20 protein-coding genes are annotated in these 21,464 nt (G+C 56.1%); 5 read left to right on the top strand and 15 right to left on the bottom strand.

Annotated elements, in window-relative coordinates:
* Positions 1-19: 19 nt before the first annotated feature.
* Positions 20-1,504: a 4-hydroxy-3-polyprenylbenzoate decarboxylase gene (gene ubiD / locus IBT54_RS12955; protein ID WP_010257222.1), complete on the bottom strand. Its 1,485-nt coding sequence runs from the start codon at positions 1,502-1,504 to the stop codon at positions 20-22.
* Between the two features lie 80 nt (positions 1,505-1,584).
* A complete protein-coding gene (gene pepE, locus IBT54_RS12950) occupies positions 1,585-2,310 on the bottom strand; it encodes a dipeptidase PepE (protein ID WP_013359718.1) in 726 nt (241 codons plus the stop codon).
* Between the two features lie 206 nt (positions 2,311-2,516).
* Between pepE and rfaH the strand changes: the two genes are divergently transcribed.
* Positions 2,517-3,005: a transcription/translation regulatory transformer protein RfaH gene (gene rfaH / locus IBT54_RS12945; protein WP_033734838.1), complete on the top strand. Its 489-nt coding sequence runs from the start codon at positions 2,517-2,519 to the stop codon at positions 3,003-3,005.
* On the opposite strand, the gene tatD is transcribed toward rfaH, so the two are convergent.
* The 10 genes from tatD to udp form a co-directional block, all read right to left on the bottom strand.
* A complete protein-coding gene (gene tatD, locus IBT54_RS12940) occupies positions 3,002-3,784 on the bottom strand; it encodes a 3'-5' ssDNA/RNA exonuclease TatD (RefSeq protein ID WP_033734837.1) in 783 nt (260 codons plus the stop codon). The genes rfaH and tatD overlap by 4 nt on opposite strands.
* An 88-nt stretch (positions 3,785-3,872) precedes the next feature.
* Positions 3,873-4,631 (bottom strand): Sec-independent protein translocase subunit TatC, encoded by a 759-nt coding sequence (gene tatC / locus IBT54_RS12935; RefSeq protein ID WP_013359715.1) that lies wholly within the window; start codon positions 4,629-4,631, stop codon positions 3,873-3,875.
* Positions 4,631-5,320, bottom strand: a complete 690-nt coding sequence (tatB, locus tag IBT54_RS12930) for a Sec-independent protein translocase protein TatB (protein WP_201252262.1) — start codon at positions 5,318-5,320, stop codon at positions 4,631-4,633. The genes tatC and tatB overlap by 1 nt, the downstream gene beginning before the upstream one ends.
* A gap of 3 nt (positions 5,321-5,323) precedes the next feature.
* On the bottom strand, positions 5,324-5,578 hold the full coding sequence (tatA, locus tag IBT54_RS12925; RefSeq protein WP_009088506.1) for a Sec-independent protein translocase subunit TatA: 255 nt from the start codon (positions 5,576-5,578) through the stop codon (positions 5,324-5,326).
* A 109-nt stretch (positions 5,579-5,687) separates the two neighbouring features.
* The gene (gene ubiB, locus IBT54_RS12920) at positions 5,688-7,325 is read right to left on the bottom strand and encodes a ubiquinone biosynthesis regulatory protein kinase UbiB (protein ID WP_013359713.1); all 1,638 of its coding nucleotides are present in this window, start codon (positions 7,323-7,325) and stop codon (positions 5,688-5,690) included.
* The gene (locus IBT54_RS12915; protein ID WP_013359712.1) at positions 7,322-7,927 is read right to left on the bottom strand and encodes an SCP2 domain-containing protein; all 606 of its coding nucleotides are present in this window, start codon (positions 7,925-7,927) and stop codon (positions 7,322-7,324) included. The genes ubiB and IBT54_RS12915 overlap by 4 nt, the downstream gene beginning before the upstream one ends.
* Positions 7,928-7,938: 11 nt before the next feature.
* Positions 7,939-8,697 carry a bifunctional demethylmenaquinone methyltransferase/2-methoxy-6-polyprenyl-1,4-benzoquinol methylase UbiE gene (gene ubiE / locus IBT54_RS12910; RefSeq protein ID WP_008926452.1) on the bottom strand — a complete coding sequence of 253 codons (759 nt, stop codon included), beginning with the start codon at positions 8,695-8,697 and terminating at the stop codon, positions 7,939-7,941.
* A 75-nt stretch (positions 8,698-8,772) separates the two neighbouring features.
* Positions 8,773-10,272, bottom strand: a complete 1,500-nt coding sequence (gene rmuC / locus IBT54_RS12905) for a DNA recombination protein RmuC (RefSeq protein ID WP_201252261.1) — start codon at positions 10,270-10,272, stop codon at positions 8,773-8,775.
* 85 nt (positions 10,273-10,357) lie between these two features.
* On the bottom strand, positions 10,358-11,626 hold the full coding sequence (locus IBT54_RS12900) for a tetratricopeptide repeat protein (RefSeq protein WP_201252260.1): 1,269 nt from the start codon (positions 11,624-11,626) through the stop codon (positions 10,358-10,360).
* Positions 11,627-11,718: 92 nt separating this feature from the next.
* Positions 11,719-12,480, bottom strand: coding sequence for a uridine phosphorylase (udp, locus tag IBT54_RS12895; RefSeq protein ID WP_033734831.1), 762 nt, complete (start codon positions 12,478-12,480; stop codon positions 11,719-11,721).
* Positions 12,481-12,784: 304 nt separating this feature from the next.
* Between udp and IBT54_RS12890 the strand changes: the two genes are divergently transcribed.
* Positions 12,785-13,618: a dienelactone hydrolase family protein gene (locus tag IBT54_RS12890; RefSeq protein ID WP_201252259.1), complete on the top strand. Its 834-nt coding sequence runs from the start codon at positions 12,785-12,787 to the stop codon at positions 13,616-13,618.
* 50 nt (positions 13,619-13,668) lie between these two features.
* On the opposite strand, the gene metE is transcribed toward IBT54_RS12890, so the two are convergent.
* Complete coding sequence (gene metE / locus IBT54_RS12885; protein ID WP_201252258.1) at positions 13,669-15,939, bottom strand: 5-methyltetrahydropteroyltriglutamate--homocysteine S-methyltransferase; 2,271 nt, start codon at positions 15,937-15,939, stop codon at positions 13,669-13,671.
* A 144-nt stretch (positions 15,940-16,083) separates the two neighbouring features.
* Between metE and metR the strand changes: the two genes are divergently transcribed.
* Positions 16,084-17,010, top strand: coding sequence for an HTH-type transcriptional regulator MetR (gene metR / locus IBT54_RS12880; protein WP_013359706.1), 927 nt, complete (start codon positions 16,084-16,086; stop codon positions 17,008-17,010).
* 83 nt (positions 17,011-17,093) lie between these two features.
* Complete coding sequence (locus tag IBT54_RS12875) at positions 17,094-17,573, top strand: DUF1456 family protein (protein WP_013359705.1); 480 nt, start codon at positions 17,094-17,096, stop codon at positions 17,571-17,573.
* A 438-nt stretch (positions 17,574-18,011) separates the two neighbouring features.
* Here the strand turns inward: IBT54_RS12875 and IBT54_RS12870 are convergent, their stop codons facing one another.
* Positions 18,012-18,875, bottom strand: coding sequence for a carboxylate/amino acid/amine transporter (locus IBT54_RS12870; RefSeq protein WP_041457286.1), 864 nt, complete (start codon positions 18,873-18,875; stop codon positions 18,012-18,014).
* A gap of 374 nt (positions 18,876-19,249) precedes the next feature.
* Here IBT54_RS12870 and glpT point away from each other — a divergent pair, with 374 nt between their 5' ends.
* A complete protein-coding gene (gene glpT, locus IBT54_RS12865) occupies positions 19,250-20,590 on the top strand; it encodes a glycerol-3-phosphate transporter (RefSeq protein WP_033734825.1) in 1,341 nt (446 codons plus the stop codon).
* Between the two features lie 46 nt (positions 20,591-20,636).
* On the opposite strand, the gene yigL is transcribed toward glpT, so the two are convergent.
* Positions 20,637-21,437, bottom strand: a complete 801-nt coding sequence (yigL, locus tag IBT54_RS12860; RefSeq protein WP_013359702.1) for a sugar/pyridoxal phosphate phosphatase YigL — start codon at positions 21,435-21,437, stop codon at positions 20,637-20,639.
* Between the last annotated feature and the right edge of the window lie 27 nt (positions 21,438-21,464).

Here is a 21,464-nt window from a genome sequence, read left to right as displayed (position 1 = left end):
TTTATGGTTGTGCTCGCCATCAACGCTGTGGCGGCTGATCAAAAATACCTAGCTCATCCCAGATAGCATCAATGCGCGCGGTGACCGCCGGATCTTTAACGATGGGGGTGCCCCATTCACGCTGCGTTTCACCTGGCCACTTATTGGTCGCATCCATCCCCATTTTCGACCCCAGCCCGGAAACAGGCGAGGCGAAATCGAGATAATCGATCGGGGTATTTTCTACTAATACCGTATCGCGGGCCGGATCCATACGGGTGGTAATGGCCCAGATCACGTCGTTCCAGTCACGCGCATTAACATCATCGTCACACACAATAACAAATTTGGTGTACATGAACTGCCGTAAAAACGACCAGACGCCAAACATGACACGTTTGGCATGCCCGGCGTACTGCTTTTTAATCGTTACGACCGCCAGCCGGTATGAGCAACCTTCCGGTGGCAGATAGAAGTCCACGATCTCCGGGAACTGCTTCACCAGGATTGGCACCAGCACTTCATTCAGCGCCACACCCAACACCGCAGGCTCATCCGGCGGCCGGCCGGTGTAGGTGGAGTGATAGATAGGCTTATGGCGCTGCGTAATATGTGTCACGGTAAACACCGGGAAGCTATCTACTTCATTGTAGTAGCCGGTGTGATCGCCGTAAGGTCCTTCTGGCGCCATATCGCCCGCTTCGATATACCCTTCCAGTACGATTTCCGCACTGGCCGGCACTTCAAGATCGTTCGACAGGCACTTCACCACTTCGGTTTTATTGCCGCGCAGCAACCCGGCAAACGCATATTCTGATAGCGTATCCGGCACCGGCGTGACGGCACCGAGAATGGTGGCGGGATCGGCACCCAGCGCCACCGAGACCGGAAAACGCTCACCCGGATGCGCTTTCGTCCACTCTAAGTAATCGAGCGCGCCGCCACGGTGCGACAGCCAGCGCATAATCAGACGGTTTTTGCCGATCACCTGCTGTCGATAAATGCCAAGATTCTGCCGCTCTTTATGCGGGCCGCGCGTGACGGTCAATCCCCAGGTAATCAGCGGTGCCGCATCGCCAGGCCAGCATTTCATCACCGGAATACGCGTCAGATCGACTTCATCGCCGCTGAACACCTCTTCCTGACAGGGTGCATTGCGCAGGCGTTTGGTTGGCATGTTCAGGACCTGCTTAAACTGCGGCATCTTATCGAACAGATCGCGGAAGCCTTTTGGCGGCTCCGGCTCTTTCAGGAAGGCCAGCAGTTTACCCACTTCACGCAGTGCGCTGACTTCTTCCTGGCCCATGCCCATGGCCACGCGCTTTGGCGTGCCGAACAGATTGCACAGCACCGGCATGTCATACCCTTTCGGGTTTTCAAACAGCAGAGCGGGGCCACCGGCACGCAGGGTGCGGTCGGCAATTTCGGTCATTTCCAGTTCAGGATCGATCGACTGGGTAATGCGCTTTAGCTCACCGCGCTGTTCGAGCAGCGCGAGAAAGTCTCTTAAATCGTGATATTTCATGCGGCTTTAGCTTTCCGGCCAGAGTGAGTCGGCCATTATAGGCCTGATTACACGGAGTTGCTGAGGTTTATACGGCCGCCTCATACGCACTGAAAGGGAACCAGCGGTTGTAACGCACGGGCATCGTGATACCCCTGAATCGGCTCGCCGTGGCGAAACAGTTTAAAATCTTCGTTACGCACGCTGTGATAACGCAGCTGGTTGTCATGCAGATGCAGAAAACTGCCTTCACGCAGCGCAATGACCGACTCAGCAGGGTTAACGGCACAGAACTCCGCCAGACGTTCGTCACGGGTTTCGCCCATGTGGCCGCTGACGCTGGCATCCAGATAGTGGGGATTGATCTGCACCGGAAAGAGGCCCAGCGCAGGTAACACCACGCTGCTGCGTACCGGCATATCGTTAGTGGTACGGATTGAGGGCGTTGCCACGTTGCAACCTGCGCTCCAGCCGACATAGGGTACCTGCCGCTCCCGCACCGCGCGCTGAATCGCTCCGATCAGACCCTGTTCATGCAGCATCTGATTCAGAAACCAGGTGTTGCCACCGCTGACTAAAATCAGCTCTGCCTGGGCAATTGCATCAGCTGGCGAAGCGAATGCCTGAACCCGCTCCACCTGAATTCCAAGAGAAGCGCTGAGCTCATCAGCGCGCTGCTGCTGATCGCCACGAATAATTGCGTAGGGGATCAGTACCGCCGACCGGATAGCGCGTCGCGCGATCATGGCGTGCAGCTGTGGCTGCGCATAGCCCAGCAACGGCGCATCATCCGCCAGCTTGCCATTGCTCAACAGAAAGAGTTCCATCAGAGGATCCTTGTGCAGATGTGATGGTCATCGAGTCTGATACAGAGCAATAGCCGACGTCAATTACCCATCAATGCTTTTACTGCCATCCGGCATGTTAGGAAAAGTCTCAGTTTATTTTCGCTGCAGGACGCTTTACCCTGCCCCTGCGCTATAACTCTGGCAGCAGGTTTGCTATTCTTAGCGTCCATTCAATGGGAGCAGTTATGGAATCCTGGTACTTACTCTATTGCAAACGTGGACAGCTATTGCGCGCGAAGGAGCATCTGGAGCGGCAGGAAGTGCATTGCCTCAGTCCAATGATCGCTCTGGAAAAAATCGTGCGCGGCAAACGCACCACGGTGAGTGAGCCACTGTTTCCAAATTACCTGTTTATCGAATTCGATCCGGAAGCGATTCACACCACGACGATTAGCAGCACACGCGGTGTCAGTCACTTCGTGCGCTTTGGCACCACGCCCGCAACCGTGCCATCGGCGGTGATCGAAGCGCTGGAAACCGACGTTCCGCAAATCCTGCTTGACCCTGAGACACCACAAAGCGGCGATGAAGTCGTCATCACCGAAGGGACCTTTGAAGGGCTGCGCGCCATTTTTGCCGAGCCGGATGGTGAAACGCGCTCGATTCTGTTGCTGAATCTGCTGAACAAGCAGGTGATGCGCAGCGTCGACAACAAGCAGTTCCGTAAGATTTAAGCCAGTCTGAACAACGTCCGCGCATTCTGATCGATGCGGGTCGCCAGTTCCTCAGCACTCTCGCCCCGCCATGTCGCCACCTGATTAACAATATGCGGTAAAAAGCAGGGTTCGTTCCGGCGTGAGGTCGGGCGCGGACGCATGTCGCGCGGCAGCAGATAAGGCGCATCCGTTTCCAGCAGCAGCCGGTCAGCCGGAATCAGCGGCAGCAGCTCGCGCAACTCCAGCCCACGACGCTCATCGCAAACCCAGCCCGTAATCCCCACCGATAATCCCATCGCCAGACAGGCTTCCAGCTCATCACGCGTGCCGGTAAAGCAGTGGATCACCGCACCAGCCAGTTTCGGCAGCCAGGGTTCAAGTACCGCGGCGAAACGGGCATGAGCTTCACGGCAGTGCAGAAACACCGGCATGTTGAGTTCGGCCGCCAGCGCCAGCTGCGCGTCAAACGCATACTCCTGCTGCTCATGCGCCGACAGGTTGCGGTTGAAATCGAGCCCGCACTCACCGATAGCTACCACTTCCGGTTTTTCAGCCAGACGACGCAGGGTACTGGCGATTTCCGTGGACCATTCGCTGGCATGGTGAGGATGAACGCCCGCAGTAGACCAGCAGAAGCCGGGTTGAGCTTCAGCCAGTCGCTGAGCCTGCTGGCTCTCCAGCGCGTTAGTGCCGGTAATAAGCATGCCGGTGACGCCCGCATCACGCGCGCGTTTAACCACCTTTTGCCGGTCGGAGGCGAATTGCGTGCTGGTCAGGTTTACACCGATATCAAACATAATATTTCCCACTGTTTATAAACAAAAACCGCCCATCAGGGCGGTTTGGAGTGAACGCTTCCCGCCAGTGCGGGTAAGGCTGTCAGCATCAGGCGTCGGTGTTCTCTTCCTCATCCTGTAAGCGTCGGCCTTTACCCACATAGTACCGGGAAAAGAATACGCCGACTTCAAACAGGCAGTACATCGGAATAGCGAGCAAAGTTTGGGAAAAAACATCCGGCGGTGTGAGCAACATCCCGACCACGAAGGCACCCACCAGAATATAAGGACGCTTCTTCTTCAACTCTTCCGGACTGGTGATCCCCGTCCAGCACAGCAACACAATCGCTACCGGCACTTCAAACGCCACGCCAAATGCCATAAACAGCGTCATGACAAAATCGAGGTACTTAGAGATATCCGTTGCGACGGTGACGCCAATCGGTGCGGTCTTGGTGAAAAAACCAAATGCCAGTGGGAAGACCACGAAATAGGCAAAGGCCACGCCGAAATAGAACAGGAAAGTGCTGGAAAAGAGCAGCGGCATAACCAGCTTACGCTCATGCCGGTAGAGCGCCGGGGCGACAAAGGCCCAGACCTGATAGAGGATCACCGGCACCGCAAGAAACACCGACACAATAATGGTCAGCTTAATCGGGGTGAAAAACGGTGAGGCCACATCGGTCGCGATCATGCTCGATCCAACCGGCATCTGGCTGATCAGCGGTGCCGCAACCAGCTGATAGATGTCATTGGCGAAGTAAACCAGCACCAGGAAAATCGCTAACACAGCGAGAATGCAATTCAGTAGTCGCTTACGCAGCTCAATCAGATGACTGATGAGCGGTTGGGTATCTTCAACGGCCATTATCGTTCATCACTTGCAGAAGGGGAGGCTGCGGGATTACGCGCAGAATCTGCCGGTCTGGCAACATCACTCGCAGGCGCCTGTGCCGGAGCGCTGGCCACAGCGGCAGGTGCGGCAGAGGATTGCACAGCTGTAGCGGATGGAGCCTGTGCCGGAGCCGTGGCGACTGCGGCAGGTGCCGCAGAAGGTTGCACGGCCGGACCTGAATCTGAAACCGCAGCGGGAGCCTGGGCCGGGGCACTGGCCTGATGTTCTGCGCTAGCCGGCGTTGCCGAAGGCTCAACCGGGCCAGGTTCAGATGCCGGCACCGTCTCAGAAGCCGCCTGAGGTACATGCCTGTGCTGAGCCGAATGAATGGTGTTCGCCTCATCTTCCTCTTTTTCAATGTCGATACTCTGACTGACCGAGCGTTTCATTGAATCCGCGGTTTTACGCAGCTCTTCCATCGACTCTTTCAGCTCAGGGGAGAGCGTACCGCGGCCCGCTTCTTCCACCTTTTTCAGGCTCTCCTGCAACTCCTGCAGCTTGAGCTCCTGCGCCAGTTCATGTTGTACATTGGCTGCCAGCGAGCGAATCGCCCTGATCCAGCCGACCACGGTTTTCACCGCAACCGGTAAACGTTGCGGGCCGAGAACAATCAGCCCGATAACGAACACCAATACCAGCTCACTAAAACCAATATCGAACACGGTTTACACCTGCTTGTCGTTCTTGGCTTCTTCTTTGTTAGCCGACGTTTGCTGTTTGTCCGCCAGTGTTTTGGCCGCGAAGTCAGCGTCCTGCTCTTTCGGCTGATCCTTTTTGTCATCCTCGTCACTCATGGCTTTTTTGAAGCCACGAATCGAAGAACCTAAATCTGAACCCAGATTACGTAATTTGTTGGTACCGAACAGAAGAACAACAATCACGGCAATGATTAACAATTGCCAGATACTGATACCGCCCATGAGATAGCCTCTAATATTCTGTGAAAACGATAAGGTAATGCAGGACAGAGTGCCCTTTTTAACCGGACTTTAGCCAGCGACATTACCTTTTTTTAAACAGACGTGACAATCAGTTTGTCTTACGCCAGCCGATTAACCAGGAGACGATTCCCGCTGCCATCAGCACCGCCGGGAAGAAGTCCCAGTCCGGTCGGGTGAGCAGCACCGCCGTTCCACTTAACAGCAACGTTGCACCGACGCCAAACAGGTATCGCGCCTGATGATGACGGACGCGTTGCGCGTTCATGTCGCCCACTAACTTATCGACGCTGTGCCGTAAGAGTTTGTGCTGGCGCATGCTGTCGTAAAAGAGTTCTGGCAACTCAGGTAACTTTTCAGCCCAGAATGGCGCTTTCTCTTTGACCGCACGAATAATAGCGGGCAAACCGACCTGATCCTTAATCCAGTCTTCCAGGAACGGCTTAGCCGTCTTCCACAGGTCGAGCTGCGGATAGAGCTGACGGCCAATCCCTTCCACATAGAGCAGCGTTTTTTGCAGTAATACCAGTTGCGGCTGCACTTCCATATTGAAGCGGCGTGCGGTGTTAAACAGATTCAGCAGCACATGGCCGAAGGAGATCTCAGCCAGCGGTTTTTCGAAAATCGGCTCACAGACCGTACGGATCGCAAACTCGAAATCTTCAACGTTGGTATCGGGCGGCACCCAGCCTGAGTCAACGTGCAGCTCCGCGACCTTACGGTAGTCACGGTTGAAGAAGGCGATGAAGTTTTCTGCCAGATAACGCTTATCTTCTTTGTTCAGCGAACCCACGATACCGCAGTCGATGCCGATATATTGCGGATCTTCCGGATGCTCATAGCTGACAAAAATGTTGCCCGGATGCATATCCGCATGGAAGAAGCTGTCGCGGAAAACCTGGGTGAAGAAGACCTGCACGCCACGCTCTGCCAGCAGCTTCATGTTCACACCATGACGCTCCAGCGTCGCTACGTCAGAAATCGGAATGCCGTAGATGCGCTCCATCACCATCATGGTTTCGCTGCAGTAATCTGAATAGACTTCCGGCACATAGAGCATGCGGCTATCTTCAAAGTTCCGGCGCAGCTGAATGGCGTTGGCGGCTTCGCGTAACAGATTCAGTTCATCAAGCAGGGTTTTCTCATAATCGCGCACCACCTCGACCGGACGCAGACGACGGCCATCCGGCAGCAGACGCGGAACCCAGCGAGCCAGCCGATAGATAAGCTTCATGTCCGCTCTGATGACCGGCAAAATATCGGGGCGAATCACCTTGATGACCACTTTCTTACCGGTCGATTTCAGTGTGGCGGTGTGTACCTGCGCAATGGAAGCCGACGCCAGTGGCTTGATATCAAAATCATCAAACCAGGTTTCAATCGGCGCGCCCATTGAGGCTTCAATCTGCGCTTTGGCTTTGACGCCATCGAACGGCGCAACGCGGTCCTGCAGGATTGCCAGTTGATCGGCGATCAGCGGCGGGAAAAGATCGCGACGCGTCGACAGCATCTGGCCAAACTTGATCCAGACCGGCCCAAGTTGCTCCATCGCCATGCGCATGCGTGCGCCAATCGGTTCATGCTTATACAGATTCGGGATCCAGAAAACAGAGCGACGCCACAGGCGAAACAGGAAAGTGAGGCGTGTCTGAGGGATCAGTTCATCAAGGCCATAGGTCAGAAAGACCTTAATGATCAGATATAAACGGCGGATCTCTCCAAAACTCATTTTGCCTCCAGCTGCGCCAGACGCGCATCAAGCGCCTCAAGCGAACGTTCCATCGCGTCGACCTCCTCAGAAAACCAGGCTAACTCCAGCGAGCCAGGCGCAACACGCCACTCTTCGGTAATGGCCTGTCCGAGATAATCCTGGCGACGCTGCACTTCACCTTTGAAAAAGCGGAATGCCTGTTGTGAGCGCTGACTGATACCCTGAGCGGCGATATCGCCGACCCAGGGAGCCAGATATTCGGCCGGATCCAGCTCAGCCAGATCCATCAGCGCGGAGAACTGCTGCACCACCTGCAGGTCACCTTCAACCTGCAGCTCACCGCTGCGGATCAGCGGCGTCAGCTGCTGGCGATCGCGCAGCTTAGGCAGCGTTTTCAGCGAGGTGATCACCGTGCAGTCACTGCGATCCTGCCAGTCCGCTAATACGTCGAGCTGCTGCTCACTGAAAACCAGCACCAGCGGATGCGAAAACTCACTCAGGCGCAGCGTCAGCACTTTGCCATTCAGGCGTTGCCGCGCCGCTTTCAGGCCACGATCGCGATAGAGAATACGGTTCAGCGCCGTTTCCAGACCCGCGGTAATCAAGGGCGTCAGGTTCATTACCATCTCACTCAGAACTTAAATCCACGATGCAGCGCGACAATGCCGCCGGTCATATTGGAGTAAGTGGTATTTTCAAAACCGACATCGTTCATCATCGCTTTCAGGGTCTCCTGATCGGGATGCATGCGGATTGATTCGGCCAGATAGCGATAGCTCTCTGCATCCTGCGCTACCAGCTGTCCGATGCGCGGCAGAATGTGGAACGAGTAAGCGTCATACGCTTTGCTCAGCGGATCCAGAACAGGCTTAGAGAACTCCAGCACCAGCAGGCGTCCGCCCGGCTTAAGGACACGGAACATGGAGGCCAGCGCCTTCTCTTTTTCCGTGACGTTGCGCAGACCAAAAGAGATGGTGATGCAGTCGAAATAGTTATCGGGGAAAGGCAGCGCTTCTGCGTTGGCCTGGACGTAACTTACGTTGCCCACCACGCCCTGATTGCGCAGTTTTTCGCGGCCCATCTTCAGCATGGAGCTGTTGATATCCGCCAGGACAACCTGACCGGTTTCGCCCACCAGGCGAGAGAATTTGGCGGTGAGATCGCCGGTACCACCCGCCAGATCTAACACGCGCTGACCGCGACGTACGCCGCTGCTGTCAATGGTAAAACGCTTCCAGATACGATGGACGCCAAACGACATCAAATCGTTCATCAGGTCATATTTTGCTGCTACGGAGTGAAACACATCCGCGACTTTGTCAGCTTTTTCGCTTTTGGCGACCGTCTGAAAGCCAAAATGGGTAGTTTCCTGCTGTGATTCATCTGCCATCGGTTTTACCTGCTCCACAAACAATACTTCCCGAAGTGTATCAGAGTCACGGAAGTCAGGCACGCTGCGCCCATACTATTCGTGGAGGCGTCTCACACGACTCTCACTTTCATCCGCATCCCTGTCGTCATCTGCGTCGTCAGCCGCCCGGTTTTCCTGCATGGCCCGCTCGGCCAGCTGGGGATTGATGGGTCGTTTGATCTCCACGCCCAGCGCACGAAATCCTTCCGTCTGCGCAATCAGGTTGCCGCGCCCTTCTGCCAGCTTTTTCATCGCCTCGCGATAGCTGTTCTGCGCCTTATCCAGGCTGTGACCAATGCCACTCATGTCATCGACAAACAGTCGCATCTTGTCATAGAGGCGCGTGGCCCGGTCAGCAATACGCTGCGCATTGCGGCTCTGATGCTCGTAGCGCCAGAGATTGTTAATGGTACGCAGCGCCACCAGCAGCGTGGTGGGACTGACCAGCATGATGTTCTGCTGCAGCGCCTCGCCAATCAGCTCAGGCTGACGGTCAATCGCCAGCAAAAAAGCCGGCTCGACCGGAATGAACATCAACACATAATCCAGTGACCGTAAACCGGGCAATTGTTGATAATCTTTTCGTCCCAGCAGGCGAATGTGCGCTCGCATCGCGCTGACATGCTCCTGGATCGCCTGCTCACGTTCGATCTCATCATCCGCATTGAAGTAGCGCTCATAGGCCACCAGCGTCATTTTGGCATCCACCACCACATCTTTGCCCTGCGGCAGACGCACAATGACATCCGGCTGCATCCTGCCCTGCTGTTCTGACTGGATGCTGACCTGAGTTTCATATTCGTAGCCTTCACGCAGCCCGGAGGCTTCCAGTACCCGGCTCAGCACCACTTCACCCCAGTTACCCTGGATTTTATTGTCGCCCTTGAGCGCTTTGGTCAGGTTAAGCGCCTCCTGCGCCATCTGCGCATTCAGCTGCTGTAACTGCCGGATTTCATGAGTCAGTGTGTGCCGTTCACGTGCCTCTGCGCCAAAGCTTTCATGCACCTGACGGCGGAAACCATCCAGCTGTTCACGCAGCGGGCCAATCAGCCCGTCCAGACTCTGGCGGTTCTGTTCATCGACGCGACGGCCACTGTTTTCGAAAATACGGTTGGCGAGGTTTTCAAACTGGGCGCTCAGGCGTTGTTCGCTGTTGGTCAGCAGGCGCTGTTTCTCTTCAGCGGCAAAACGGGTCTCTTCAAGGCGGATAGTCACTTCGCGCAGCTCTGCTTCCTGCGCGCTGTTCACCTCCAGCTGATTACGCAGTTCACGATTAAGCTGTTCACTTTCATTGCGCCAGTAATCGAGCTGTTGCAGGCGCTCATTCGCCCCGCTCAGCGCGCCATGAAGCTGACGCAGCTCCTGCTCACGCTGCTGCGTCTGCTGCTGAAGCTGTTCGATTTGCTGCTGCTGGCGCTGTTGCGCCTCTTCCTGCAGACGGCGCTCGGTCTGAAAACTGGCGACCTGATGGCCGGCACGTAACTGTGCCAGCATCCAGCCAATCCCCAACCCGGCCAGCGCCAGACAGGCGCTGATAATGATGTGCTGATCCATGATTTCCCCGCGACTCAGGCTGCTGAGGAAAAAGGTAGAGTCGCACTGTATGAATGTCCAGATAAATTTACCGGCATTCAGCGCCTTACAGGGCCGCTACCGTCAGCTTTCCAGCCTGCCACTCATCAATCAGGAAGAATGGCATCGGTAATAGCCACTCGCCGTTTTTGACCTGCGCCAGATAATGCCAGGTTGTCTCGCCGGAGGTGATCGCAACGCGCTGTCTGCTGCCCTCAGTGGCGCTGGATTTACCGGTCATACTGGCAAAGCCGGCATTGCTGCCAACGTGGAAATGCGGCGTCTGCCAGCGCACGGGCGCATGATCAGGCCACGGCTGGGCCTGGTGAAAACTGAACAGCTCATCATGGCTCAGGAGGTTTTCACGCACTGTCGGCCATAACGCCACTTTGAGGAAATATTGATCGGTGAAGCGCTGACTGCCCTGATACCGGGCAATGAAATCACGCATCGCCTGCTCCACGTTGTGAAAGACGCCGTGACAGCCGCCCCACATTCCCGCCAGCAGCAGTTCGGTATGAGAGAAGTAGTCGCGCATATGGTGGAACCAGTAAGGCGACGCCAGCCAGGCGTTAACCGCCGCCGCTTCGCGCTCCGAAAGCAGCGAGTCGGCATCGCGCACGATAAAGCGCTTCACCGTCGGATCATCGAGCACCAGAAAACGCCACAGGGTCGGAAACAGCGTTTTCTCGTGAGACATATCGACCAGCTGGACGTGTGGCTGGTTCAGGCGCTGCCAGACATGCTGCGGCACGCTGTCATCAAGGTAGATGCGGCAAACCCAGCCGGGATAGAACTCAGGCGCCACCTCAACGTTTTTAATCAGCGTTTCGCAATAGCGTGGCTGATCGCCATACAGGCAGAAAGCGATGACATTCTGATGTGGCTGGCTGAGATCGACAGGCTCAGGTTGCGAAGCAGGAAACGCGGCACGTTGTCCCTGACTGAAACGCGCATCAGAGCGCATCAGCGACGCCAGACCGAAACGTGCCACCTCTTCCTTTTTGCCCAGCCAGCCGCACACTTCGGTTAAGCCATCCAGCCAGGTTTCAGAGGCCGTGGCCTGCACCGCGGGCGGTGACTGATAAATCTTCTGGTAGATTTTGTACGATTTATTGTACTGACCCAGACGCAGCAGGCAGAGCGCGTAGTCGCTCAGCACCTGCATCTGATTGGGCATTGAGCGCAAGACTTCTTCGCAGCACCGGGCAGCCAGCGCGTGGTCACCCTGCTGCATGGCAGCGCGAAAACGTTCGGCACTGCGTTCCAGCCGGGCATTGATTGCCGCAGGATTAGCACCAGGGACAGGACGTCGGACAGGAATCGTATTGCGCATAAAAACTCTCAGATTTCACTGATGTTACGCGCCGTTAACTACCGGCAACAGGTTTTGAGTCTGGACAAAAAACCTGCTGCCAGACGCAGGCGTTATAATAAACGACGCGCCGCTTCGACCACAATCTTCACTGCGTCACTTTCTGTCTGCTTCATGGTGACCGCATCCGGAATCTCTTTCTGAGTACGGTTCACAATCACGCCCGCGACCATGCCGGCCCGCAGACCCTGGCTGGCACACATGGTTAACAGCGTTGCAGATTCCATCTCATAGTTGAGAACGCCCATCTCCTGCCACTCTTTCATCGATCCTTTGAAGCGACTGACGACGCGGCCTGAAACGGTGTCGTAGCGCTCCTGGCCCGGATAGAAGGTGTCAGAAGAGGCGGTGATGCCAATGTGGGTTTTCGCGCCACAGGCTTCAGCGGCGGCAACCAGTGCGGTGGTGCAGGCGAAGTCAGCGACAGCCGGGAATTCCATCGGGGCAAAATGCAGGCTTGCTCCGTCCAGGCGAACGGACGCGGTGGTCACCAGCACATCGCCGACGTTGATGTGTGGCTGGATAGCACCTGTGGTACCGACACGCAGGAAGGTACGCACGCCAAGCTGCGCCAGCTCTTCGACCGCAATCGATGTAGAAGGACCGCCGATGCCCGTTGAGCAGACCACGACCGGCTTACCATCAAGTTTTGCCAGCCAGGAGGTAAATTCACGGTGTGAGGCGAGATGCGTGGCATCTTCCATCAATCCGGCAATTTTCTTCACACGCTCCGGGTCGCCCGGCACAATCGCCAGGGTCGCGCCCTGCAGATCGGCTTTTGTCAGGCCAAGATGGAAAACGTCAGACTGTGTCATTTTCAGACTCCTGTTAAGGGAAGGTAGCGCGTCACTCTACGCCAGCACGCCCGATAAATATGTGACAACATTCACTTAAGAAAATGAAAGTTACATTTCACGGAAGATTAAATGTGATTTTAATCACACAATTACGTCTTATTCTTCCGGATAGCCCTTAGCGAGGCTGTGTCAGGGTCGGCGCAGTGTTAAAGAGGTGGATGATTTTATTCGTTGCTGATTCTGTTACCCGACACCTGGACGCAGACGCTTTACGGCCAGGCTATAGTTACGTGATTGCGCAAATGCTTGCACGGAGAGAATAATGAAACCCAGTGACACTATGGCACAAAAACCGGCGACGGGCGGCTTTGCCCCTGCCGTGCAGCCCACCGCCTCTACCACCATTATTACCGAAAGCCCGGCAATTCACTCAGGTGAAACCTCAGTGCCCAGCCAGGGCGAAAACATGCCAGCGTTTTTTGCAAAACCGCACTCAGCGGAAGGCCCATTGCCTGTGGTGCTGGTAGTGCAGGAGATCTTTGGCGTCCATGAACACATCCGGGACATCTGCCGTCGTCTGGCACTGGAAGGCTATCTGGCGATTGCACCTGAGCTCTATTTCCGCGAAGGCGACCCGACTGAGTATAACGATATCCCGACCCTGTTCAGCGAACTGGTCAGCAAAGTGCCGGATACGCAGGTGCTGGCCGATCTCGATCATGCCGCTAACTGGGCAGCACGTAACGGCGGTGATATCCGTCGCATGGGCATCACCGGTTTTTGCTGGGGTGGCCGCATTACCTGGCTCTACGCCGCGCATAACCCACAGCTACGCGCCGCGGTTGCCTGGTATGGACGATTAATCGGTGAGCGCACGCTGAAGCAACAGAAGCATCCAATTGATGTTGCGGTCGATTTGAGTGCGCCGGTTTTAGGTTTGTATGGTGGTCAGGATGACGGTATTCCATTGGAGAGCGTCGAGCAGATGCGTCAGGCGCTGCATGCCGCTAATGCGACCGCCGAGATCATCGTCTATCCCGAGGCGGGACATGCGTTTAATGCTGACTACCGCCCGAGCTACAATGCTGAATCAGCCAATGATGGCTGGCAGCGGATGCTGGCCTGGTTCAGGCAGTATGGCGTTGCAGCAAAATAAATGAACAAGGGGCGCTTCTGCGCCCCTGTTTTTGCCACCCGGTCCCTTTCCTACGCCGTCTCACCACGCAGTTTCTTTGCCGCCGTCACCATATTCGCCAGCGCCTGACGCGTCTCCGTCCAGCCACGCGTTTTCAGACCGCAGTCCGGGTTCACCCACAACCGCGCTTCCGGAATCCGTTTCGCCGCCTTCAGCAACAGTGCCTCTATCCACGCCACGCTGGGAACATTAGGCGAGTGAATGTCATAGACGCCGGGGCCGATTTCATTCGGGTAGTCGAAGTGTTCGAACGACTCCAGTAAGTCCATGTCAGACCGTGAGGTTTCAATCGTGATCACATCCGCATCCAGCGCCGCGATGGCGTCCATGATGTCGTTAAACTCGCAGTAACACATATGCGTATGAATCTGGGTTTCATCCCGCGCCACCGCCGCATTCAGCCGGAACGCCTCCACCGCCCATTTCAGATAGTCCGCCCACTCAGACTGATGCAGTGGCAGACCTTCACGCAGGGCAGGTTCATCGATCTGAATAATACCAATGCCTGCTTTCTCCAGATCTTCCACCTCATCACGCAGCGCCAGCGCGATCTGCTTCGCGATGGTTTCCCGTGATACATCTTCACGCGGGAATGACCAGCACAGAATCGTCACCGGGCCGGTCAGCATTCCTTTTACCGGCTTGTCGGTCAGCGACAGCGCATACTTCGCCCACTCAACGGTAATCGCCTCTGGGCGACTGACATCGCCGATGATCACAGGCGGTTTCACACAGCGGGAACCGTAGCTCTGCACCCAGCCATTCTGGGTAAAGACAAATCCCTCCAGATGCTCGCCGAAGTACTCAACCATGTCGTTACGTTCCGCTTCACCGTGTACCAGCACATCCAGTCCCAGCCGCTCCTGTTCGGTAATCGCCTGTCTGATGTGCTCCGCGATGCCGGTGCGGTAATGATTGCTGTCGAGACGGCCCTGTTTAAAGTCGAGGCGCAGGCCGCGAATTTCAGTGGTCTGCGGAAATGAGCCGATGGTGGTAGTGGGCCACGCGGGCAGATTGAAACGCTGACGCTGCAGCGCTGCCCGCACCGGGTAGGCGTTCTGGCGTTCACTGTGCTGCGGCGTAATGGCCTGCAGCCGCTGTCCCACCGCCGCATTATGCACGCGGTGGGAGTGAGCACGGGCACGTACCGGTGCGCTCCAGGCGTCCAGCAGCGTCGCATCATTGTTATTCAGTGCCTGACTCAGCAGTGAAAGCTCAGCACATTTCTGCAGCGCAAAGGCGAACCAGCTTTTGACCTCATCATCCAGCCGGGTCTCCACACTCAGATCGATCGGACTGTGCAGCAGAGAGCAGGAAGAGCCAATCCATACCTGTTCACGCTGAGTGATCAGCGGTTGCAGACGGCTGAACCAGCGGCTCAGATAGGCTCGCCAGACGTTACGACCGTTAATCACGCCCAGCGACAGCAGCCAGCTGGCGGGCAGTTGCTGATTCAGTTGCTCAATATCATCGTGGCCATGGACCAGATCGACATGCAGGCCTTGCACCGGCAGCTTACGAATGACATCAAGGTTCTGGCCGATGCTGTCAAAATAGGTGGTCAGCAGCAGCTTACTGTGCCCCTGCAGGGCGTCATACGCCGGTTTAAACGCATCGCGCCACGTCTGCGGCAGCTCCAGCGCCAGGGCGGGTTCATCGATCTGAACCCATTCGATGCCGCGCTTCGCCAGTTCTGCCAGCACCTGCCGGTAGACTGGCAGAATCCTTTCCAGCAGCGACAGACGTTCAAACGGCTCACCTTTAACTTTACCCAGCCACAGATACGTCACCGGTCCCAGCAGCACCGGTTTGATGTTGTGGCCCAGCGCCAGCGCCTCATCCACTTCATCCAGTAGCTGAGTCCAGGTCAGTTTAAAGGTCTGGTCCTGAGTAAATTCCGGCACCATGTAGTGATAGTTGGTGTTAAACCATTTCGTCATTTCTGCCGCCGCCGCAGGCTCGCCAGTCGGCGCACGACCGCGCCCCAGACGAAACAGCGTGTCGAGATCAACGGTCCCTTCTTTGTTCTGATGACGCGCGGGCACGTTGCCCAGCATCAGGCTGGTGGTCAGCACATGATCATACCAGGCGAAATCGCCGACTGGCAGCAGATCGACCCCCGCCTCTTTCTGTTGTTGCCAGTGTCGGGCGCGCAGCTCTCGGCCCGTTGCCAGTAAAGCCTGCTGCGTGCTGTCGCCCGCCCAGTAACTCTCCAGAGCTTTTTTCAGTTCACGGCGCAGGCCAATTCGGGGAAAGCCGAGGGTATGGTTCAGGATAGTCATATGCTGTTCTCCAGATAATCTTTCACTTTGGCTTAAATGGGCAGCCAAAGATGTTTAGCCGTCCAGATGTTTACACTGCTATACTCTGCGGGTACTGTATGTTGCTCAAGCGCAATATGTTCATTTTCGATGTGAAGGACTCTCATGATCGAACTCAAGCACCTGCGGACGCTTCAGGCTCTGCGCAATACCGGATCGCTGGCGGCGGCGGCGGCCCAGCTTCATCAGACGCAATCGGCGTTGTCTCACCAGTTCAGCGATCTGGAGCAGCGGCTGGGATTCCGCCTGTTCGTGCGTAAAAGTCAGCCACTGCGCTTTACGCCGCAGGGCGATATTCTGCTGCAGCTGGCGGAACAGGTGCTACCGCAGATTCAGCAGGCGTTGCAGGCCTGCCATGAGCCGCATCAGACCACGCTGCGGGTAGCGATTGAGTGTCACAGCTGCATTCAGTGGCTGACGCCCGCGCTGGATAAATTCCGGCAGAGCTGGCCGCAGGTGGTGATGGATTTTAAATCGGGTGTGACCTTTGATCCCCAGCCCGCCCTGCAACAGGGTGAGCTGGATGTGGTGCTGACCTCCGATATCCTGGCGCGCTCGGGCCTGTTCTACTCGCCGATGTTTGATTATGAAGTGCGGCTGGTGCTGGCGACGGATCATCCGCTGGCGCAGGTTGAGCAGATTTCGCCAGAAGATTTAGCCGATGAAGTGCTGATGATCTATCCGGTGCAGCGTCAGCGTCTGGATATCTGGCGTCACTTCCTGCAGCCCGCTGGCGTCAGTCCGGCCCTGAAAAGTGTGGATAACACCCTGCTGATGATTCAGATGGTGTCGGCACGGATGGGGATTGCCGCACTGCCGCACTGGGTGGTGGAGAGTTTTGAGAAGCAGGGTCTGGTCGTCACGCGCACGCTGGGTGAGGGTCTGTGGAGCCGTCTTTATGCCGCCGTGCGTGAAGGTGAGCAGCGTCAGCCGGTGCTGGAGGCGTTTATCCGTTTTGCCCGTCAGCACGCCTGTGAGCATCTGCCTTTTGTGCGCGATGCCGCGCTGCCCGGTACGGTGTTGCAACGGTAATCCGGCCAGCACAAACCTGCGCGAACGCGGGCAAAATCCCCTATAATGCGCAGCCTGTCGACTGACCATGAGAAGATCTCACCATGACTAACAACGATATTCTGCGCAGCGTGCGCTACATGCTCAACCTGAGCGATGCCAAAATGGTGGAGATTTTTGCGCTGGCAGAATGTGACGTGCCGCAGACAGATATTCAGGCGTGGCTGAAAAAAGATGACGATGCGGCGTTCCGTCCCTGCCCCGATGTGCTGATGGGTTATTTCCTGAATGGCCTGATCTTTTACCGTCGCGGCAAGAGTGAAGATGCGCCTGCACCGTCGATTGAACGCAAGATGACGAACAACATCTTCATGAAAAAACTGCGTATCGCTTTCGATTTAAAAACCACCGATATCCCTGACGTGCTCAAACGCGTGAACTTTACCGTTTCGCAGGCGGAAGTCGGCGCGATTTTCCGCAAGCCCGATCATAAAAATTACCGCGAGTGCGGCGATCAGATTCTGCGTAACTTCCTGAAAGGGCTGGCGATGATTCAGCGCCCTAAGAGTGAGAAGCCAGCTTAATTTCTGATCGCTTCTGACCCCAGCGTGGTCAGAGGTGGCGCATCTGATCGCAAAGAAAGCCTGCATCCATGCAGTACGGCCTCGCCATCCCTGGCTCGGACGCTTTGCTCCTCAGCTGCGCTACCCCTTCCCTCCCGCTTCATCAGGGCTTTGACAAGAGCAGCACCGGGCCAGCCATGCGGCGGACGCTTTACTTCTCAGCCCGCCATTCCCTCCTTCATGCTCGCGCTGAGCCACGCATTTAACAGCGATGAGGCTGTCGCACCTCATGGGCTGGCGCGTCAGAAGAGCGAAGCGTCCGGGCCAGGGATGGCCCGGCCGATCGACAGGGAGGTGAGATTGCTTCGCGATCGGACGCCCCAGCCCGGGAGGCGGCACCCATTCAACAGCCACTTTTCAAAGCCTGTTTATGGTCTGTGGCAGCGCACCCCTTTCACCTTATGACCGGTCACCGCGCCCCACCACCCAGCGCTTATGCACCCACAGCGAGGCGAAGATCACCAGCGCGCCCGCAATAAAGCTCGGCCAGTGCGGTTTCTGCTGCCAGATAGCCAGATTCACCAGCAGCCCGGCGGGCACGTGCATGTTATTCATTATGCCCAGCGTACCGGCATCGACCTGCGTCGCACCGTAGTTCCACATAAAATAGCCGAGACCGGAAGCCGCAACGCCCAGCCAGACCAGAATGCCCCACTGCAATGAGGTGGTCGGTAACTTCTGTGGGTTGCCCCAGGCGCACCAGGCGATGACGGCAATCAACACCGCCCCCAGATAGAACCAGGAGAAGGCCGTGTGCTGCGGCATGGGTCGGGTCTCCTGCAGACGCTTATAGCCCACCATGCCTGCCGCAAAGCAGATGTTAGCCAGCTGTACTAACAGCAGACCAAACCAGAAATGATCGCTGACTTTGTCATAGCGAATAATGGCCGCACCCGCTACCGCCAGTAACGCACTGAAGATATAGCCGATGCGCAGCGGACGACGGCTGATCAGATCGTAAATCAGCGTCACATAGAGCGGCGTCATCACCGTAAACAGCAGGAATTCTGACACGCTAAGGTAGAGATAGGCTTCGAAGCTCAGCAGATACATCACGCCCAGTTGCAGCATTCCCACCAGCATATACAGCAGTAGCGTCGAAGGGCGATAACCCCGCCAGCGCAGGAAAGGCAAAAATACCAGCGCAGCCAGCGCCAGCCGCATCAGCACAGAGAACCAGCTATCCACCTGCCCGGCGAGGTATTCGCCAATCAGGCTGAACGAAAAGGCCCACAGAATGGTGGTAATAATCAATAAAAACACGGCAACGACCCCGAAATTAACAGGCCGACAGTGTAAACAATGTGCCACCGTCAGGCTGTGAAATCTGGTTGACATCTGATTATAATCCAGGCGATTAAACAGCCGACCGGATAGCCTGCTTACACTTCCTGACACATCAATCGACATAATAGGTTTTCAGCCAGATAAAATGCGCGAAATGATCCATCAGATGATCACTTCCGCTCCTGACTGTAATAAAACTGTAACAAATGTGTCATTCATCACAGTAACGTTGCGCAACTAACACTATTCTTTGCGCGAAATGGAACATTCTGCATCCATTTTGTTCTGCACTTTCCTGCTCCAACCTGCCGGGAATGAAAAACCATAATGTGCCCTGGAGGGCCTCACTGATGCTGAGCATTTTTAAACCTGCACCACGTCAGCCGCAGGTGGCGGCGGATCACGTTGATCCGCTCTACCGTCGTCTGCGCTGGCAAATTTTCATCGGGATCTTCTTTGGTTATGCTGCCTACTACCTGGTCAGAAAAAACTTCGCACTCGCCATGCCCTATCTGGTCGAGCAGGGTTTTTCACGTGGCGATCTCGGGTTTGCCCTGTCCGGCATCTCCATTGCCTACGGCTTTTCAAAATTCATCATGGGCTCGGTCTCTGATCGATCAAACCCGCGCGTCTTCTTACCGGCTGGCCTGATTCTGGCCGCAGCAGTGATGCTGATCATGGGATTCGTCCCCTGGGCGACCTCCAGCATCATGGTGATGTTCGTACTGCTGTTTATCTGCGGCTGGTTCCAGGGCATGGGCTGGCCACCCTGTGGGCGCACCATGGTTCACTGGTGGTCGCAGAAGGAGCGCGGCAGGATCGTTTCGGTCTGGAACTGTGCGCATAACGTGGGCGGTGGTATTCCGCCACTGCTCTTCCTGCTCGGCATGGCGTGGTTCAACGACTGGAAAGCGGCACTCTATATGCCCGCGTTTGGTGCCATTGCCATTGCGATTATTGCCTTTGCACTGATGCGTGACACGCCGCAATCCTGTGGCCTGCCGCCGATTGAAGAGTACAAAAACGACTACCCGCCCGACTATGATGCCAGCCACGAAGAGGAGCTGACGGCAAAACAGATCTTCATGAAGTATGTGCTGCCGAACAAGCTGCTGTGGTATATCGCGCTGGCCAACGTCTTTGTCTATCTGCTGCGCTACGGCATCCTCGACTGGTCACCAACCTATCTGCGCGAAGTCAAACACTTCACGCTGGATAAATCGTCGTGGGCCTACTTCCTCTATGAATACGCGGGGATTCCGGGAACGCTGCTGTGTGGCTGGATGTCGGACAAAGTGTTCCGGGGTAATCGCGGTGCGACCGGCGTATTCTTTATGACGCTGGTGACCATTGCGACCGTGATTTACTGGCTCAACCCGGCGGGCAATCCTGGCGTCGACATGGCCTGCATGATCGTGATTGGCTTCCTGATCTACGGTCCGGTGATGCTGATTGGTCTGCATGCGCTGGAGCTGGCACCGAAAAAAGCAGCTGGGACGGCGGCGGGCTTTACCGGCCTGTTCGGTTACCTGGGTGGCTCGGTCGCGGCCAGCGCCATTGTCGGTTACACCGTCGATTACTTCGGCTGGGACGGCGGCTTTATGGTGATGATTGCGGGCTGTGTGCTGGCGGTTATTCTGCTGTTACTGACCATGGTCAGCGAACACAAACACAAAAAGACCCTGGCCTGACGGCAATAAAAAGGGCCGTTTATCCGGCCCTTTTAACGCAGGCTGTTTAAGCAAGATAGAGCGTGCGCAGCGTCTGCGGCACCGCATCATCGGCATTCGAACCAATCACATCCAGCTCCGGCAGCGTATCTTTTAAGCGCTGATGGGCGTTCTGCATGATATAGCCCTTGCCCGCCATGCTCAGCATCTCCACATCATTCATACCGTCGCCAAAGGCAATGCAGCTCTCCAGCGAGTGACCCAGCGTTTTCGCGACCGCTTCCAGCGCATGTCCTTTCGACACGCCGCCCGCCATGACTTCCAGGCAGGTTGGCAGCGAGAAACTGACGTTAACCCGATCGCCCCAGCGCGCTTCAATCGCCTGCTCCATTGGGATCAGATGCTCAGGGTTTTCGCAGGTAAAAAAGACCTTGCTGATGTTGCTGGTTGGCAGCAGGCCCGGCTCATAGACCTGATAGTTGAACACTGACTCGCGGAAATAGTCCTGCTCAGCCGGGCTTGAACGGCTGACAAACCACTCATCGTCGCGGTAAACGTGCGTCAGAATATCGCTGTGATGATACTGCAGGCCAAACAGGTCGCTGGCGATATCCTCATCCAGATTATGACTGAACACCAGCTCGCCCTCTGCGTTGTGCACGCGCGCGCCGTTCGAGGTGATCATATAAGCCGGAATCGCCAGGCTGTCGCGCATCTGTCCGACATCGATATGATGACGGCCGGTGGCGAAGACAAAGTGAATATTCTTAGCGACCAGCTGCTGCAGCGTTTCACGTGCAAAAGGGGTCAGGCGATGTTCGGGAGAAAGCAGCGTGCCATCCAGATCGGATGCAACGATGTGATACATGAAAACCTCGGGTATCTGGTTCTGCCG

Origin of the sequence: Pantoea sp. S62, assembly GCF_016658625.1 — a bacterium.
In the GTDB taxonomy this organism is placed as follows: Bacteria; Pseudomonadota; Gammaproteobacteria; order Enterobacterales; family Enterobacteriaceae; genus Pantoea; species Pantoea vagans.
The sequence above is the reverse complement of the archived record's forward strand: the minus strand, read 5'-3'. Positions and strand labels throughout refer to the sequence as shown.

Excerpts from the sequence above, each read along its gene's own strand:
- ubiD (WP_010257222.1), bottom strand. The coding sequence starts at position 1,504 with ATGAAATATCACGATTTAAGAGACTTTCTCGCGCTGCTCGAACAGCGC.
- pepE (WP_013359718.1), bottom strand. The coding sequence starts at position 2,310 with ATGGAACTCTTTCTGTTGAGCAATGGCAAGCTGGCGGATGATGCGCCG.
- rfaH (WP_033734838.1), top strand. The coding sequence starts at position 2,517 with ATGGAATCCTGGTACTTACTCTATTGCAAACGTGGACAGCTATTGCGC.
- tatD (WP_033734837.1), bottom strand. The coding sequence starts at position 3,784 with ATGTTTGATATCGGTGTAAACCTGACCAGCACGCAATTCGCCTCCGAC.
- tatC (WP_013359715.1), bottom strand. The coding sequence starts at position 4,631 with ATGGCCGTTGAAGATACCCAACCGCTCATCAGTCATCTGATTGAGCTG.
- tatA (WP_009088506.1), bottom strand. The coding sequence starts at position 5,578 with ATGGGCGGTATCAGTATCTGGCAATTGTTAATCATTGCCGTGATTGTT.
- ubiB (WP_013359713.1), bottom strand. The coding sequence starts at position 7,325 with ATGAGTTTTGGAGAGATCCGCCGTTTATATCTGATCATTAAGGTCTTT.
- IBT54_RS12915 (WP_013359712.1), bottom strand. The coding sequence starts at position 7,927 with ATGAACCTGACGCCCTTGATTACCGCGGGTCTGGAAACGGCGCTGAAC.
- ubiE (WP_008926452.1), bottom strand. The coding sequence starts at position 8,697 with ATGGCAGATGAATCACAGCAGGAAACTACCCATTTTGGCTTTCAGACG.
- rmuC (WP_201252261.1), bottom strand. The coding sequence starts at position 10,272 with ATGGATCAGCACATCATTATCAGCGCCTGTCTGGCGCTGGCCGGGTTG.
- IBT54_RS12900 (WP_201252260.1), bottom strand. The coding sequence starts at position 11,626 with ATGCGCAATACGATTCCTGTCCGACGTCCTGTCCCTGGTGCTAATCCT.
- udp (WP_033734831.1), bottom strand. The coding sequence starts at position 12,480 with ATGACACAGTCTGACGTTTTCCATCTTGGCCTGACAAAAGCCGATCTG.
- IBT54_RS12890 (WP_201252259.1), top strand. The coding sequence starts at position 12,785 with ATGAAACCCAGTGACACTATGGCACAAAAACCGGCGACGGGCGGCTTT.
- metE (WP_201252258.1), bottom strand. The coding sequence starts at position 15,939 with ATGACTATCCTGAACCATACCCTCGGCTTTCCCCGAATTGGCCTGCGC.
- metR (WP_013359706.1), top strand. The coding sequence starts at position 16,084 with ATGATCGAACTCAAGCACCTGCGGACGCTTCAGGCTCTGCGCAATACC.
- IBT54_RS12875 (WP_013359705.1), top strand. The coding sequence starts at position 17,094 with ATGACTAACAACGATATTCTGCGCAGCGTGCGCTACATGCTCAACCTG.
- glpT (WP_033734825.1), top strand. The coding sequence starts at position 19,250 with ATGCTGAGCATTTTTAAACCTGCACCACGTCAGCCGCAGGTGGCGGCG.
- yigL (WP_013359702.1), bottom strand. The coding sequence starts at position 21,437 with ATGTATCACATCGTTGCATCCGATCTGGATGGCACGCTGCTTTCTCCC.